We start from the raw sequence: 17,596 nt of genomic DNA, 5'->3' as shown, positions 1-17,596 counted from the left end.
CAATCTCAAGTTTCTGTCCTGGAAGAAAGCTTTTTTTCAAGAACAGACATTATTATATACGAAATAAAAATAAATGGTATTCCCTTATATCCTAAAATAATCAAAATAATGATACTTAAGAATACAAGCATATATTTAAAGGCGTTTGCTTTCCAATCGTATGTTTTAAATTTAAATGCAATTAATTCAAGTTTGCTCACCAATAAAAATGAGAAGAAAACTGTACTGATAATAAGAAAATGAGGGTTGCTAAACCAATTTACCCATTCTTCATCAGCATTATTGATAATCAACGGTAATGAACTGATATAAAGAGCATGTGCAGGGGTTGGTAAACCAATAAAAGAATGGGTTTGAGCATCATCAATATTAAATTTAGCTAACCTTATTGCCGACATAATAGGAATTAAAGCAGAAAGATAAGGCACCCAGGAATAAATCATTACAGCATCAATCAGGTGATACATAATAAAGCCTGGTAACACCCCAAACGAAACAACATCAGCAAGGCTATCAAGTTCTTTTCCTATTGGAGAGCTAACCTTTAAAGCCCTGGCAGCAAAACCATCAAAGAAATCCATAATAGCTGCAGTCCAAATCATATATGCAGCTATGTCCAGTCTGTTTGAAAAGGCAAAAGAAATACCAACAATTCCACAAAATAAGTTTAGTGAAGTAATTGTGTTAGGAATATTCTTAATGATTTTATTCACAATATCAGGCTTTAACAAATGGGTTTGACACTTTTTCTTTTCCTATTGTAGTTGAATCACCATGTCCACTATATACAATGACATCATCAGGCAGAGTGTAGAATTTTGATTTAATTGAATTTGCTAAAGTATCAAAATCTCCACCCGGGAGGTCTGTTCTCCCTATGCTTCCATTAAATAAGACATCTCCGCCTATAAGCACTTTTTCTTTTTCATTGTAGAGAGCGATATGGCCTGGTGCATGTCCGGGGACAAATAAAATTTTAAACGTAATATCACCCAAAGATATTTCATCATGTTCACTTAAAAATGAATCCATTTCTGTGCTTTCATAATTGGAAAACCCATAAGAAGGCGCGTAGGCTTCAACTGCTTTTAATGTCTCTTGATCATCTTTGTGTCCTTCGAGAATAACTTTATACTTATTCTTTACGAAACTGTTTCCTAAAACATGATCTATATGGCAATGAGTATTAATTAATCTTTTAACAGTATAGTTATTATCACTAATGAATTTCTCAAGAATATCTTTTTCTTCTATTTCGTAGCAACCCGGATCGATAATTATACATTCTCCATCGTTATTTGCGATTACATAAGTGTTCTCGTAAAACGGATTAAAAGTAAAAGTGTGTATTTTCATAGATATATACTTCGTGCTTTGCAAATTTGTGCCTAAGCGATCATTCCAAAACTATAATGGGCAAAGATAAGAAAAGGATACTAATAATTGGTCAAGGACTTGCAGGTACGATTCTTGCTCTTCAATTAATTGAAAAGAATCAAGATGTAACAATTGTGCGTTCCGCTGGTAATCAGGGTTCTTCATGGGTTGCAGGAGGGATAATTAATCCTATTACAGGAAGAAAAATGGTTAAAACCTGGAATGCAGATATTTTATTTCCGGAGCTAAAGAATTTTTATTCAAGATGGGAGACTGGATTAGGTATTAAGTTTCTCTATGATCGTAATATTTATCGTCCCTTTCCTGAAATGAGTGATTTGAATGATTGGCTTGCAAAATATGATGATGATGAATATTCAGATTATATTGAAAATGTGGAAAGGAAGCCATTATTGGAAGATCTTTTGATTAATCCTTTTGGAGGATTGATGTTGAAAAATAGCGGTTATCTTGATATTCCTCAGTTTTTAATGAAATCTAGAGAATATCTCAATGCAAAAGCCAAAATAATTGAAAGTGAGTTTTCTTTCGATGATGTAGCTGCGGGGCAAACCATTCTATGGAACGGATTAGAATATGATAGTATCATTTTATGTAGAGGGGCTGTGGAGAAAGATTCTTCTGTTTTTGGGTGGCTGCCATTCAGACCTAATAAGGGAGAAGTGTTGACTGTCTCAAGTGATATTGAACTTGACTTTGGAGTAACAAAAGGGAAATTTTTTATGCCAATTGGAAATGGAAAATATCGATTAGGAGCTACCTATGATAACCATTACAAAAATGAGGAAATAACTGAGGAAGCAAAAAGTAGTATTTTGGAAGGCTTTAGCAGTTTCATGAAGTTAAAACCAAAGGTTGAAGAACAAAAGGCAGGTATTCGTCCGGCAACAAAAGATCGCAGACCGATAGTAGGTAAACATCCTGAGTTAAATAACGTTTTTATACTTAATGGACTAGGAGCAAAGGGTGTTTCATTGGCCCCTTGGTGTGCAAAGGAATTGATAAATTTGATTTTAGAAAATAAACCGGTTGAAGACCAAGTAAATATCAATCGTTTTTTCTCGTTATTAATGTAATTGCTTATATTTATTCATATGAAAAAATATCAGTTGTGTTTTTTAGTTCTGACTTTAATAGCATCTTCAGGTCTGGTAGCCCAACAGGCTGAAGTTGAGTTTGGACAGAATCGTTTACAATTTAAGACATTCGATTGGAAATTTTACGAAACCGAAAACTTCAATCTTTACTATTATGATGATGGTAATGAAATAGCGAGAAATGCTATTGATTACCTTGAAGAGGAATTTAATCGTATAAGTGATATTCTAGGGTATCTACCTCCTTATAAAACTGAAATATATCTGTATAACTCTATTACAGATTTACAACAAAGTAATATTGGTATAACCGAAAATGAATACAATGAAGGAGGTCAAACAAATTTTAATCAAAACTTTGTTGAAGTAGCTTATCAAGGAACACAAACTGAATTTCAAAAAGAGCTATCATTTCATGTTGCTAACACATTAATTAATGATATGTTATTTGGTGGTAGTCTTGGTGACATGGTGCAGAATACCTTTTTACTAAGTTTACCCGAATGGTTTAGTGTAGGAGCAGCAAGATACATAGCCTTTGGTTGGGATGAGGAAATGGATGATTATGTTCGGGCATATTTTAATAGTGATTCGCAAAAAGAATTTCATCAGTTATCTAAAAATGAAGCCATAATTTTAGGTCAATCGGTCTGGAATTATATGGTTCAGGAATATGGCAGGATTTACATGAGTAATGTGCTTAACCTGACTCGCATTAATAGAAATGAACAAAGTAGTATTGCATATACCTTGGGAATTCCTTTTAAACAGTTTTTAAAAGGTTGGGAAGATTATTATAAAAGAATCAATGAGCCTGTAATGAATGCGTATGTTGATCTTCCTGATAACCCGATGGGTAAAATAAAAAACACAAAAGAAGGGGTATTTACGGATTTATCAGTTAGTCCTGATGGCAAGAGGCTTGTATATGTAAAAAATATTAATGGTCGACATAAAGTCTATTATCGAAACCTGGAGACCGAAAAAGAAACCATAATTAACCGCGGAGGCCAATACATCATAAATCAAAGGTTAGATGAGGAGCTGCCCAAATTAGCTTGGATGGATTCTGTTACTGTTGGGATTTTAAGTTCAAAAAGAGGGATATCAACCTTAGAAGTTATCAATGTAGAAACTAAAAAAGGATTTAGTCGATCAACAGATCGTTTTTTAAGAATTAATGACTTTAGTTTTAGTCCTTCAGGAAATCATATTGTAATGAGTGCGAGTGTGAATGGACAAACTGATTTGTTTTTATTCAATCTCAGAAGAAATACAGTTAGAAGAATCAATAATGATCCATATGATGATTTAAATCCAAGATTTGTAGAAGGAAGAAGATCATTAGTTTTTTCTTCAAACAGACCACTCGATTCATTATCAGATATAAAGGATCTTAAAACATTTAACATTTACATTTGGCCTACTGATAGTGCTTTTTCTGATTCTTATTCTCCTATTAAAACAATATCTAATGATACAAAACCGGTGGTTAGAGGAGATGAAATGGTGTATTTGAGTGACCAAAAGGGAGTGACAAATGTCTTTTATTATAATCTAAGTACCGGACTTGGCAGGCAATTGACCAACTTCTCACATAGTCTGGACGATATTGATTTTAGTTTTGAGTCAAATACACTCGTTTATACAGTAGGAGATATGGAAGGAGAATATATCTATTCCGAAAGAAATTTTGATCTGAATAGAAATGTATTTACTCCTCAAACTCCTAGGCAGCAGCGAATTTTAGCTACAATAGTAGCGAATAGAATAAATGCTCGACAAGAGCAACCTCAAGTTGTTGAACAAAATCAAACACCTCTTGATACGATAGTTATTAACTCAGATACCATTCCTGAGGAAATTGCTGATGTTATGGTTGATGATCAAAATAAAAATATTATTAATACAGATGATTATCAATTTGATATAGAACAGAATGACAATGATGAGTTTTTAGATACAGAAAATTACGCTTTTGAGAAAAGTAATAATGATGCTACTCAAAACAAGCAGCCTGATATTCAGAGCAAGTCAACTTTCTTGTCTAATTATAGAAAATACAGACGTAAGAGTGAAGTTGAGGGACCATACGAGTATCAACCTAGATTTCATACAAATTTCGTAACGACCACAATTGGAGTTAATCCTTTATTAGGCTTTGGCTTAAAGTTACAAGGTAACATGTCAGATATACTTCAAAATCATATCATGAGCGGAGGAGTATTTCTTTCATTTAGAGATCTAAAAAGTGGAGGGATATTTACTGAGTATCAATTTCTAAAATACTTGATCGATTTTAAAATTAAATTTGAAAGAGAGACTTTCTTTGTTGATCCTGAAACTGAATCATCTCAGATAAATGATGACAGACATAAATACGTTAAGAATAAAATTACTTTAGGAGCTGCATACCCATTTAGTGTTAGATCAAGGTTAGAGTTTAACCCATTTTATTTAAATACTCAGTTTCATAGTTTAAGTCCGGTTTATACTCAATTCCCAGATCCGGATCAGTCGAGACAAATAACGAATTATGGAGGTTTTGATCTGGCTTATGTATTTGATGATACTGAAGTGGTTGGTAGAAATGCAATAATCGGAACAAGAGCAAAAGCAGTATTCACAAGTATGAATGCTTTTGGAGATAAATCGAAATCATTTAATAAGTTGATTGTTGATGTAAGGCATTATGAGGAAATCTTTAGAACAATGACTTTTGCAGTTCGTGGATTTTATGGTCAGTACTTCAATAATAAGCGTCAAACATTTTTGCTAGGAGGGATGGACAATTGGTTGTTTTTTGACAATGCAGACAGACCTAACCAGGAACACCCACTAAACTTTAAGAGCTTTCAGCAAAATGATGATATTTATTTTGTTGATTATATCACTACCCTCCGAGGATTTGATTACAATACTTTTAATGGTTCAAAAGTAGCATTGTTAAATGCTGAGTTGAGAGTACCGATAGCTAGAGTATTATATAGAGGTTTTATAGGATCTAATTTTATACGAAACTTTTCATTTATAGGATTCTACGATATTGGTACTGCATGGACTACCATTAGTCCATTTGATGATGAAAGCGAACAAAATGTAGATATAATTACAACGGGTCCAAATGGTCCATTTGTTGCTAAAGTTCAAAATTTTTCAAACAAATGGCTATATAGTTGGGGTTTTGGAGCAAGGACTGTTTTTCTTGGATATTATATGAAATTTGATGTGGCATGGCCTACAATTAATTACAATGTTCAGGATCCAAAATTCTATTTTACACTTGGCTATGACTTTTAATTTCTATATATAAGACAGGTTTTATTTTATAATTCATATTAGTATATGATTAAATCAATGACGGGGTATGGAATGACCAGACATGAAGATGAGCATTGTCTGGTAATGGTTGAGGTAAAATCACTCAATTCAAAGTACCTAGATACACAAATCAAATTACCAAAAGAGTTTACTGCGAAAGAAATCGAAGTAAAATCTCTTATATCAAAAATACTTCAAAGAGGGAAAGTTACCATTTCCATCGATTTTCAAGTAAAGGATGATAGTTTAGCCAGGATAAAGTATAATAAGCTGTTATTTAAGCATTATTATCATGAATTATCAGAGCTTAAAAATGCAGTAAACCATGTTTCTGATGCGGATATTTTCAGGCTTGCAGTTCAGTCTCCTGATGTAATGGAGGACTTTCTGGATGAAGAAGAAATAGCTCAATTTTGGCCTATAATTGAACAGACAATTCAAGAAGCCTTGAATAAAACAGACGCCTTTCGACAAAAGGAAGGAAAGATATTATCTGACCAGATACATAATGAAATAGATAACATCGGTAATTATCTTGAAAAGGTTAAGGAAAGAGATCCAGCTCGTGTTGAGATGATTCGAGAACGCATTGAAAAGAATATCAAAGAATATATTGACAAGGATAAGGTTGATGAGAACAGGTTCGAGCAAGAACTAATCTATTATATTGAAAAGCTTGATATTAATGAAGAGAAAGTGCGTCTAAAAGCCCATCTTGATTATTTTACAGAGGTGTTGGATTATGATGATAGTAGTGGTAAGAAATTAAATTTTATCGGTCAGGAAATTGGGCGTGAAATTAATACTATCGGAAGTAAAGCAAATGATGCCATGATTCAAAAATATGTCGTTAACATGAAGGAATCATTGGAGCAGATTAAAGAACAAATTTTAAATATTTTATAAAGAAAAAAGGAGCGGTATTTATCGCTCCTTTTTTTAATATTATGCAACTATTTTTTTAGTTAAAATAAGTAAAAAAATTATTGTAATTGAAAGAATACAGGCAATGTCATTCTTTGTTTTACAGCTCTGCCTCTTTGCTTACCAGGATTCCAATTAGGAGCATTTTGAATAACTCTTAAGGCTTCTTCATCACATCCTCCACCAATACCTTTTACTACTTTGATGTCAGTTAACTCACCCGATTTGTCAATTATAAATTGAACATACACTTTTCCTTCTATTCCCATTCGTCTTGCTTGAGATGGGTACTTCATATTTTTTTGTAAATATTTCATCCATGCAGTTTGACCACCAGGGAAGTTAGCTTGTTCTTCTACAATATCATGAATTTCATTATCAACTTTCTCTTCTGTTTTCTTTTCTACATGCGTAACGATATCTACGATTTCAGTTTCACTAGTTTCTAAAGTAAATTCATATTCCGGTTCATCAATTATTTCGTCTTCTTCAACCTCGATAACATTAGGTACCACTGGTTTCGGAGGTGGAGGAGGATCATTAAATGTAACTGGTATATCAATTAGCTCTTCAGTGTTGGTGTTATTTGATGTAAAGTTATCAATATCCAAATCAGGTTTGGTTTTATACTCAAAAGCTGCTAATACTGCTCCCAGGGCTATTAAAAAACCAATACTTAAGAACATTGGAGACTTTTTTTCCAAGTTGGCTTTATCTGACTTTTTAGGTTCCATAAAACTATGATTTTAGTTAAACAATTTAAATTTTTTTATCTTGTATTAGTAAAAGATTTATTGTAATTGAAAGAATACAGGTAACGTCATTCTTTGCTTTACAGCCCTTCCTCTTTGTTTGCCAGGGTTCCATTTTGGAGCATTTTGAATAACTCTTAAAGCTTCTTCATCACATCCGCCTCCGATACCCTTTACAACTTTGATGTCGCTTAATTCACCTGATTTGTCAATTATAAACTGAACATACACTTTCCCCTCTATTCCCATTCGTCTTGCATTGGAAGGATACTTCATGTTTTTCTGTAAATACTTCATCCATTCAGTTTGCCCACCAGGGAAGTTGGCTTGTTCTTCAACAAAATCATGAACTTTATCTTCAACGACCTCTTCCTTTTTCTCTTCAACATTAGTTACTATGTCAATAATATCTATTTCTGATGTTTCAATATCTATTACAAGATCTGGATCCTCTATATCTTCTATTTCAGGTACCTCTATTATTCTTGGTACTACTGGTTTAGGAGGTGGAGGAGGTTCATTAAAGGTGTGTGGAATTATTAATGGATCTTCAATTTCCTTTGTATTAAAAGAACAACCAACAATATCCATATCAGGCTTTGTTTTATATTCAAAAGCAACTAATACTGTACCTAGAGCTATTAAAAAACCAATACTTAAGAACATTGGAGACTTTTTTTCTAAGTTGGCCTTATCTGACTTTTTAGGTTCCATAAAACTATGATTTTAGTTAAACAAATTAAGTTTTTTTAGTTAAAGTAGATTGGTATTATCATTTTTGACCTAACAATTTTATTGCCTAGCTTACCAGGTATCCATTTTGGGAACCCTGAAACTATTGATTTTGCTTTTTCTTCAATTTCTTTATCAATCCCTTTTAAGACATTTACTTCAGTTATCGCTCCATCTTTTTCAACTGTAAATTGAATGTAAATTCTTCCTTCAATACATTTCTTATTTAGGGTTATAGAATTAGTCTTCTCTTTGAGATAGTCATAATAAGCATCCATTCCACCAGGGAATTCAGGTTGTGATTCTATTAAAATACAAGTGAAGTGATCACTATTAACCTCTTCAATACTTTCAATTTTTCTTTCAGAAGAAAATTTCTCAGTTGGATCTTCACAAGCTATAAAAGCGGCTGAGGTAAATATTAGATGGTATAAAAGCTTCTTCATAACTGCTATAACTAATTGTATAGTTAATTATAACTAATTGGTTAGTTATAAACAAGTAAATACAAAAAAAAAGCGTGAGATAATTCTCACGCTTTTAATTTATATTGAGTTGTCTTATTGCAACTTGAACATTATAGGGAAAGTCATTTTCTGAATTACCGGACGACCTCTTTGTTTACCCGGCTGCCATCTTGGCGATTGTTTTAGAACTCTGACTGCTTCTTCATCGCAACCTCCGCCAATTCCTTTTACCACTCTGATATCAGAAAGTTGTCCGGTTTTACTTACGATAAATTCAACATATACTCTACCTTCGATTCCCATTCTTCGAGCTTGTGAAGGGTATTTTAAGTTATCTTTAAGGAATGTATACCATGCATCCATACCACCAGGGAAACCTGCAGATTCTTCAACTATCGTAAATACCTGCTCTACTTCTTCCTCAACTGGTTCTGCTTCGAACTGAACTTCTTCGATTACAGTTTCTTCATCGATTTCAACATCAAGGTCTACTTCGATTTCTTCTTCGATTTCTTCCTCATCTGGTACCTCAATAATCTCCGGCTGTTGAATTTTTGGTGGAGGTGGAGGTGGTTGTTCAGTAATTGGAATATCGATAGTTTCTTCCATGATTTCGTTCATTGACCCGAAATTCTGGATATCTCCCTCTTCCTTGAAGCCATATTCAAATGCGAATAAGACAAAAGCAAGAGTGATCACGTATCCAATACTTAGGAATAGCGGTGACTTCCTTTCGAGGTCTGCTTTTGGACTCTTTTTAACTTCCATAATATTTTTACTTCAAATTGAATCTCAAATATACCTATTTTACAGTACGTATCAAATATACTAAAAGTTTAGTTTAAGACAAATTTATAGTTGCCTTATAAACAAGAAAGAATAGAAAATAGCCTGCTAGGCACCCTATGCTATTGGCAATCAGGTCTATAACTTCCAGTACACGCCCTGGGATTAATGCTTGGGTTATTTCCAGAATAAATCCAAAAATCACACCTAATACCACGGCAAATTTTTCTGGCCTTTCTTTTATCTCCTTAAAAGTATATTGTTTGGTAAAACCAACGCACAACAGAAACACCAGAACTGTGAAAAAACCTACATGAGCAAAAGTAAAAACATCGGCAGTTCCCCAAATATTTACTTCTACCATTTCTTCACCTGGTGTCAGCGTAAGCACTGAAATTATCAATGCCCAAATAATTCCAAAGAGATTATATCTTACAAACAATGTATTTATTATCCAATTAGATCTTCGTATGCCGCAGCATCTAATAGATCATCAAGTTGAGATTCATCTTCAATCTTAACTTTGATCATCCAGCCTTCTCCATAAGGATCTTCGTTTACTTTTTCCGGAGAGCTTTCTAATTCTGAATTAAATTCAGTAATGTTACCTGAGATAGGCATGAAAAGATCTGATACTGTCTTCACAGCTTCTACTGTTCCGAAAGTTTCACCTTTCTCGATATCTTCACCTTCAGTTTCAACTTCAACGTATACAATATCACCTAATTCTTTTTGTGCGAAATCTGTAATACCGATAGTAGCTACATCTCCTTCGATTTTTACCCACTCGTGATCGTTGGTATATTTTAGGTCTTTTGGGATATTCATTGTAATAATTGTTTATTTAGTTTAAGATGGCCAAAAATAAATTAATTTTTGAAGTCTGAAAATCTTTTACTGTATAATAGTTCTTATTGTGCCAGGCTAAATTGTATTTGGAACCCAAATGCAGTGGTTGACCTAGGAAAAGTGTTAGTGATCTTTGGTTTGTTTACATTTCTTTCAAAGTAGAATTGTACATTCCATTTTGGATCAATCATGTATCTAATCGTAGGCTTAATTTGGAAATTATAGTTTCCATTAGTAGCCTGAGGGTCTTCACCAATTGTTCTTTGAACAGTATAAGTGTCACTAATTGTTAACCCAAGCCTGAATTGTAATTCATTTTTTAATGTTAATTTTTCACCTTCAACTTTAAAAGGAAGTTTCATTCCTGTTTTAGTATACCCAACATCAACTACGAAGTCATTTCTTCTTAATTCTGTAACCTGTGAATTATTGATATTCAGTCCTAGGTTTCTTTCCTTTTTATATTCAACCCTAATCGATGTGCGATTCTTAGTTCTTAGATTAACTCCAATTAATGGGTTAAAGGATTCTTTAATAATTACCTGGCTTATTGTATATAGTGGGACCAGTATACCGTTAGGATCATTAGGATCAAGTTGATTTCCATTTTCATCAAAAGGTGCTGCTAATCCGTAGTTACCAAACTTGTTAACTAATTCAAGGTTTTCTTTATATAGTAGTGAGCTTGAATAATTATTTACGTTAACGGATGAATTATACCCGTGAGTAATACTTATTGATCTGAATTTATCTTTGAAAAACTTAAGCTTTGATAGACCATTATATGAAACCGTCCATGAAGGAATAGGGAATTTCGGTAATCTTCCTAACCTTGTTTCTCTTGCGTCCTCACCAGAATATGCAGCAAGGAATGCAGGTATAAGAACATCCTGTGCATTAGTATCATATGAGATCGTACTTTCATTATCAATATTTAACCTTTGTTGAATTATTTCTCTGTTTGATACAAATTCTTCAAAGGCAGGGGAGAAGTAGTCATCTCTAGACTTCTCAAATGCTGTAGCTATAGATAGCCATGATATTTCATATGAACCAGTTCTAACCGGTGTTAAAGATCTAAAACCTGAATTGTCTGATTGGTCATTATTCGGATTATACCTGAATATTTCTTCGAAATTATCTCTAGTTCTCTTTCTGGCATCTAATGTGATTTGAAAATCATTTGCTGGTTCTATTGTTATTCTGAAATTCAAATCTTCCGTTCGCATTTGTCTGAAAGGTGTTGTTAAAGTAGTATCTCTAGTCAACCAATCATTGTTAGCAGCTCTGTATCTGATAGTAGGGTCCTGGCTACCAAAAACAAAATCCCATCCTGGTGAATCAAAATCATTATCCATCCCAAGAATTTGAGGGGTTTTAGTATAACCTGCTAATTGTGTTTCCTGACTTAAGTTATATGAAAAATTAGCTGATCGAATCATCATCATGAACCTTAATATGGAATTACCAGCTTTACCACCTGATTTTACTTCTTCTTCTTCTTGATCTCTGCTTCTGCTTCGACTTCTGGATCTGGAAGTATTTGCCGGAGTATTAATTTTTTGCAGTGCTTTACTTTTGTTGTATAGCTTCACAAAATCTAATCGTCCGGAAATGTTTTGATCATTACGATTCTTAAGAGTATTACCATACCTATCAATTTGGTCTCTAGCTGCAGCTAAGAAATTGTATGCTGCCGTATATCGATAATCGGCACTGACCCAATCAACAAGTGGTATTTTATCCAGAGGAAGTGTATAGTTTAATGTAGCAGTTTGTTCATAACGCTTCATTCTTCCAAAATTCTTGATATTATCCCAAATCTCTCTTTTTTGAGCATCAGTGGTGATTTCTCCTTCAGGTTCATCAATAATTGCATTAGCTATTGCTCTGAAGTCAAGTGATAAATTATTTGAAAGATCCCATCTGAATCCATGTGTTCTATTAAAGAAGAAATATTTTTCAATATTCACTAATGATGGATCTAGCTGAAAATCTTCAGTCCAATATTGTCTTTTGGTGAACTTTCTGTCAAGTTCATATCTGACATTAATACTTCGAGGAATTGGATTAATGTTGAAATCTTTTATTAGACTAAACCAAGGAGATTTCATTTTCTCACTTTTTTCAAACGGACTCCAACCAGTATATTGAGAAGCATAATTATATGCAATACTTCCACGCTGTTGTCTGTTTATAAATTCAGCCATTTGATCATTATTTGCTTCAGACTCACTGAATGAATAAGAAAATGCGAAATTTTCTATATCGTAGATATGAGATTTAGCGTCAGGATTAGTTTTTGTTTTCTGAACATTAATGAAGTTTATTGACCTTTGAGTTCTTCTTGCAATAGCTACTCTTTCATAAAGCTCCCTTTCCTGTGGGTTTTCTATTGCCGCCAGTGCTGCCTCTAATCGAATATCCTTGTCAAAAGGATCAAAAAGTGGAGTGTCTTTTTGTCCATTAAAACTCATGTACATCGGGATTCTCAATCCCCAATCTTCAGGAAAGAATTTATCAAGATTAAATGTCGATGTTATATCATAATTTAATATATCTGATCGTTGAGTTTCGCTTATTCGTTGTTGAATTCCTCCAAAACCAACTGTTGAATATCTTAGACTTGAATTAATAACTGCAAAGTCAGCTAATTTTAATCCCATTCGAGCTGTTGCTGCCCAACCTTTGCTTGTTGCTAATCCTGTCACTCTCAGTTCATCAAACCAAACGCAAACATCATGAGTTAGGCCATCAGGAGTTTCAGGGTTAATTACACCCATGGATAGGTTTCGAACATTTTGAAGGTTTGGTCTACCCTTAATTGTAACTGTATATTGTCTTACTTGTTGAGAGAATGAGAAAGCAACGCTATCTCCAAATTGAATATCCCTGTTCTTTTTTACTGTCTGGATTTCATCAAGCGCAATATCGATCCAGTTTTTTTCTGGCCAAATACCTTCACGATCTTCACTACTTATTCCAAATGGTGTTAATTTTAAAGGAACTGATATTTGGTAGTAGTTTTGTCCATCATCTTGCCCAAGTCTTATAAATGCCATTAATTCATCATCCTTGGCAGTTCGGGAGTGAGCATGTATAAACATTTTTAAACGTTCAAAATTCACCATATCTAGCTCATCTATTTTATAAATAGATTTCTTGGTGCCATTTGGTAAGTCATCAACACAAAGCTGTAGTGATTGCTCATTAAGTCGACGAGCTACGTTAGAGGTATTATCCTGATCTCTCGAAATACCCGGAGGCAGGTTGTATGGAATGTTATCAGGTCCACCACTGCCGTTTTCTTCAATGTTAACTACCGAAATATTTACAGGTATATCTTGTGGCTCAGTAATTTCTCCAAATCCCGGTAAATATGGATACTCAAGAGACTCTCTCCATTGGCTACCTACCAGCTGAAATTTTGCCATTCTTACTACAACCGGTTGCTCAAATTCGGTCATATATAGTCGCATAAACTTTATAGACTTAAAGCCATTTATGCTACCATGAGTCTTTTCAGGTTGTCTGATTGGGATTCTTACAAGATACCAGGTAGAAGGTTCCTGAGCTTCGTTGAAATTATTTGTTACTTTATCTACGATATAATTTTTACCTACCTCAAGTTCTCCAGGACGAAGGTCGAGTGAATATTGATAGTAATTTTCAATATCTGATATGCTATTATCATTGTTAAGGTCTTCATTATCAGGGAAGTTATTTCCTACAGGCGAGAAATTAAGGTTAGTAGAAGTAATAACTGGGGTATTTCCATCGTGATTATTATAATTCTTATACCTTTCAAGAATCTTGGCGTCCCTTGCATCGAGATTCTCCCCCAAGTAATATTCGAAATTATCTGCAGAAGGGTCATCCTGAACAGCTACAGCCGCACCACCGGATAGTGAGTTAATAAAATCTTGATAGAAATCTGCTTCCTTTTCATTTTGAACACCATCGTGACCAACATCCTGATTATCTCGAGAAGCAGGATTATTATCAAAGGCATCAGTTAAGAACTGCCTATTTGTTACTTTTCCCCATTCTGTAATGTCTTCGTTTTGGTCATTACCAGTTGGATCCAGACCATTCTCAAATCCATGCTTACCATCCTTAACAACATCTTCGGAAATATCTCCCAGGTTAAAAACCAGCTTACCTCCAGTGGTGTTAGCTTGTGGATTTCCACGTCCGTCATCAATAAGCCCATTTGGGTTAGATAAATTGCCTTGAGTAACATTTATAAACGGATCTAGCATCCAGAATTCAATATACTGAATATTGTTTCTGTCAAAATCTATGTCTCCTGTTATGGCTCTGGTGATACCTCCAAAATTGTCTTTAGGATTACCACCTAATGTTCCATCATTATTAATGTCAGGATTGTAATTATAAGGACCTCTTTCTTCAGGATAATATGCCAAGTCAAAGACAGGTAGGTTGACATTTATCTGCTGTCTGTCTTGTCGTTCAAAGATTTGCTGAGGATATACAGGCGATACATAGTGATTTTTAATATCATCATCAGTAATATTTGAAGGTTTCTCAACTCCTCCATCGCGATAGAAGACGTTATCAATTGTGTACCAGGCTAGTTTGGCTCTTTTGTAACCATACTGTAAATTGTTAATTCCTGCATCGCCAAAAAATCTGTTATCGTCGGTAGAAGGAGTGGATGAAAGTCTCCAACCCTGTGCACCACCACCTAAATTAAAAGGTGTGACAGCTGATTCAAAGTCATCAATATAGAATGTCTGGTCACCATCAACAACGTTTGTTGTTCCTGAAACTAACTGAGCAAATTCTCCGGATATATTTACAGTGGATGTTTCTTTAGTAGAAATTAATGGAATGGCATCAACCATTCTGGTAAGAATTCGACTATCATCGCTAAAATTGAAATCCACACCATATTTGGTGTTTCGGGTAGGTTCATCACCTATTCTCCAGCGTGTTCTGCTACCCCTTCTCTGCCAATGATGTAAAAGTGTACCTCCAAAGTTTATTTTATCACTTATCCGGTAATCTAGTCTTGTCCCAGCAAGAAAGCGGCTATTAAACGTAAAAACGTCATCTTTTTCGTAGGTAATTTGAATTTGTTTGCCAGAGTTAAGTACACTTTCATTTAGTATTGTTACCCGGCCAATCTGATAATTTACTCTGTAATCTACACCTTCAATAAGTGGCGTTCCACCAGCATAAATCACCACAGATCCTTCTGCTATATTATATCCTCTTAAGGCTATTTCCGAACTGCTACCCGACTGGAAGTTACCTGAGATTAAATATTTGTTTTTAACAGTTTGAAGTTCTGCATCTGCTTTGGTGTTTGTATACAGTGAATCAAAAACATATTTAGCATACCATTGTTCTGAAACCCTTTCCTGGATAGTAGCACCAAAAGGCTCTATGACTGGGAATTTTATTAGTCCACGTTCTGTATCAATTGTTATTCCTTCAATAAAGTCAAAGTTACCATCAGCAGGTGGGTCATTTGCCGGACCTAACTGGTCTAGTTTAACTACTTCAATTAAAGGCAAATCTTTGATTTCACTTTCGGAAAGGTTAGGGTAATATTGACCGGTTCTATCGTCTTGATAAATTACTCTTAATTGAAAATCTTCAGGGTTAATTCTGTTGGCATTAAGATTATAGATGTTCTTCATCATCAAGTCCCAGGTAGGAGCCTTAGTGAGAATCTGCCTTGGCCTTAACATTTTAAGGAAAATCACTGATTCGTTGCTTCGTGATTGATAGTCAGATTGTAATTCTCCAACCTGATATCTTTCTCCGTTATAGGTATATTCATAAGCAACTGCCAGCATTTCATCATTCTGAAGTTTTCTTAGCAGGGTGATATATCCAAGTTGTGAGTTTATGATATATTCGGAAGGGTCAAGTTTACTAGCTGACTTGATTACTTCAAAATCGACCCCTTTTTCGAGGTTAAATTCGTTTTCAAGGATAGGAGAGACGTTGTCCACATCAAAAATTGCGGGACCATAATTTTGAATGTCACTGAATAATGAGTTGGCCTGATTTCTGGTAGGCGACTGAGATGCATTTGTTCCAGAGGCAAATTGATCATTATTTACAATCACATTTTCTCCCAGGTCCATTAAAGCAACAACATTTCTCAATGACTCGGTATCGTTTCTTCTATTTAGGATATAAACTTCAACTCTGGGAGTAACATTTAAACCTGAAGTCAGGTTAGGGATATTATCATGCCATCTGTTATAATTAGATCTGAAAAACTGACCTAAGAGAAAGTGTCTGTTTTCGTCATAATCCGATGCTCTGAATTGAAATTGTCTTCCCTGGAATCCCTGGTTGATGGTTATGGTTTCAGATTTACCTCTTTGTTCAGAAAACAGAGTGGTGACATAAAGTCTACCGAATTGCATTTGGGTTTTTACCCCAAATAAATTTTGACCACCGGTTATTAGTGAATTAGATAACGGTAAACTAACATTACCAACCTCAATTTTTTTAATGATATCTTCTTCAAATCCGGAATACTCAAGTTTCAGGTCATTTTGAAAGTCAAATGAATTATTGTTGTCAAACTGAGCAGTTACTTTCATTTTTTCACCAATACTTCCGACAACATTCATGCTAATTTGCTGGTCAAATTCGAAGGTTCCGTTTCGTTGTTGTCTGACCGGAATTGATGGGTTTAGTACTCTTTGATGCCTGTAGCCTAAGTCAAGAGTTATGAATCCATTTGGGACAATGTTAATTTCAGAGCCACCAAATATTCTGTCAAATACCGGGCTTATATATAAAGTTGGGATCAGGTTTCTTCCGCTTACTGCACTTTCACCGTCAAGTCCTGCTGATTTGTTTTTGAAATAGTCTTTTCTAAGTTGTTGTTCCTGAAGTTGGTTGTATCGGTCAAAAGAAAGCTTAGTTGGAGGCCGATAGGGTATTCTACCTAATTGTTCATAAACATTATATGTGCCCGCAGTATCATAGTCAAGCATGATTTCTGTGCCTTGAGGTTGCCCCAAATCAAAAGGTGAGTAGGCTTTGTTATTAGTAAACGGATCACCGTACCGATCTCTTAATCTCAAATATGGCGTATAAGAACTTTCATAGGGTTTTTTATAGCGATCATCCTTGAGAGTATCAGATATAGCGGTATCCTGAAGGACCTGGAATAGTTCCTCAAAATTTTCAGCTCCCGAGGTGAACGGGATAAATAGAATCCAAAGACAAAGAGTCTTTTTTACAGTTTTAAACAACAAATCGGTATTAGTTGAAA

At 34.4% G+C, this 17,596-nt stretch carries 12 protein-coding genes; 3 read left to right on the top strand and 9 right to left on the bottom strand.

The features are described 5' to 3' along the window. Window positions 1-5 precede the first annotated feature (5 nt). Window positions 6-713 (bottom strand): CDP-diacylglycerol--serine O-phosphatidyltransferase, encoded by a 708-nt coding sequence (gene pssA / locus HH304_RS09705; protein ID WP_333908750.1) that lies wholly within the window; start codon window positions 711-713, stop codon window positions 6-8. A 4-nt stretch (window positions 714-717) separates the two neighbouring features. Beyond that, entirely contained in the window at window positions 718-1,356 is a 639-nt protein-coding gene (locus tag HH304_RS09700; protein WP_169680827.1) for an MBL fold metallo-hydrolase, read from the bottom strand. Window positions 1,357-1,412: 56 nt separating this feature from the next. Between HH304_RS09700 and HH304_RS09695 the strand changes: the two genes are divergently transcribed. From HH304_RS09695 to HH304_RS09685, 3 genes are read left to right on the top strand one after another with little or no spacing between them, the layout of a single operon-like run. After that, on the top strand, window positions 1,413-2,474 hold the full coding sequence (locus tag HH304_RS09695) for an NAD(P)/FAD-dependent oxidoreductase (protein WP_169680825.1): 1,062 nt from the start codon (window positions 1,413-1,415) through the stop codon (window positions 2,472-2,474). Window positions 2,475-2,492: 18 nt separating this feature from the next. After that, window positions 2,493-5,795: a PD40 domain-containing protein gene (locus HH304_RS09690; RefSeq protein WP_169680823.1), complete on the top strand. Its 3,303-nt coding sequence runs from the start codon at window positions 2,493-2,495 to the stop codon at window positions 5,793-5,795. A gap of 45 nt (window positions 5,796-5,840) precedes the next feature. Beyond that, complete coding sequence (locus HH304_RS09685; protein ID WP_169680821.1) at window positions 5,841-6,722, top strand: YicC/YloC family endoribonuclease; 882 nt, start codon at window positions 5,841-5,843, stop codon at window positions 6,720-6,722. A 77-nt stretch (window positions 6,723-6,799) separates the two neighbouring features. On the opposite strand, the gene HH304_RS09680 is transcribed toward HH304_RS09685, so the two are convergent. The 7 genes from HH304_RS09680 to sov form a co-directional block, all read right to left on the bottom strand. Then, window positions 6,800-7,474, bottom strand: a complete 675-nt coding sequence (locus HH304_RS09680; RefSeq protein WP_169680819.1) for an energy transducer TonB — start codon at window positions 7,472-7,474, stop codon at window positions 6,800-6,802. 57 nt (window positions 7,475-7,531) lie between these two features. After that, window positions 7,532-8,206: an energy transducer TonB gene (locus HH304_RS09675; protein WP_169680817.1), complete on the bottom strand. Its 675-nt coding sequence runs from the start codon at window positions 8,204-8,206 to the stop codon at window positions 7,532-7,534. 35 nt (window positions 8,207-8,241) lie between these two features. Beyond that, window positions 8,242-8,670, bottom strand: a complete 429-nt coding sequence (locus HH304_RS09670) for an energy transducer TonB (protein WP_169680815.1) — start codon at window positions 8,668-8,670, stop codon at window positions 8,242-8,244. A gap of 114 nt (window positions 8,671-8,784) precedes the next feature. Further along, window positions 8,785-9,459: an energy transducer TonB gene (locus tag HH304_RS09665; protein ID WP_169680813.1), complete on the bottom strand. Its 675-nt coding sequence runs from the start codon at window positions 9,457-9,459 to the stop codon at window positions 8,785-8,787. Between the two features lie 73 nt (window positions 9,460-9,532). Next, window positions 9,533-9,880 carry a VanZ family protein gene (locus tag HH304_RS09660; protein ID WP_169680811.1) on the bottom strand — a complete coding sequence of 116 codons (348 nt, stop codon included), beginning with the start codon at window positions 9,878-9,880 and terminating at the stop codon, window positions 9,533-9,535. A 47-nt stretch (window positions 9,881-9,927) separates the two neighbouring features. Beyond that, window positions 9,928-10,305 (bottom strand): glycine cleavage system protein GcvH, encoded by a 378-nt coding sequence (gene gcvH, locus HH304_RS09655; protein WP_169680809.1) that lies wholly within the window; start codon window positions 10,303-10,305, stop codon window positions 9,928-9,930. Between the two features lie 83 nt (window positions 10,306-10,388). After that, window positions 10,389-17,579: a T9SS outer membrane translocon Sov/SprA gene (gene sov / locus HH304_RS09650; protein ID WP_271711575.1), complete on the bottom strand. Its 7,191-nt coding sequence runs from the start codon at window positions 17,577-17,579 to the stop codon at window positions 10,389-10,391. Between the last annotated feature and the right edge of the window lie 17 nt (window positions 17,580-17,596).

This window comes from Marinigracilibium pacificum (assembly GCF_012926615.1).
In the GTDB taxonomy this organism is placed as follows: Bacteria; Bacteroidota; Bacteroidia; order Cytophagales; family Cyclobacteriaceae; genus Mangrovivirga; species Mangrovivirga pacifica.
This window is presented reverse-complemented; position numbering and strand designations above follow the sequence as displayed.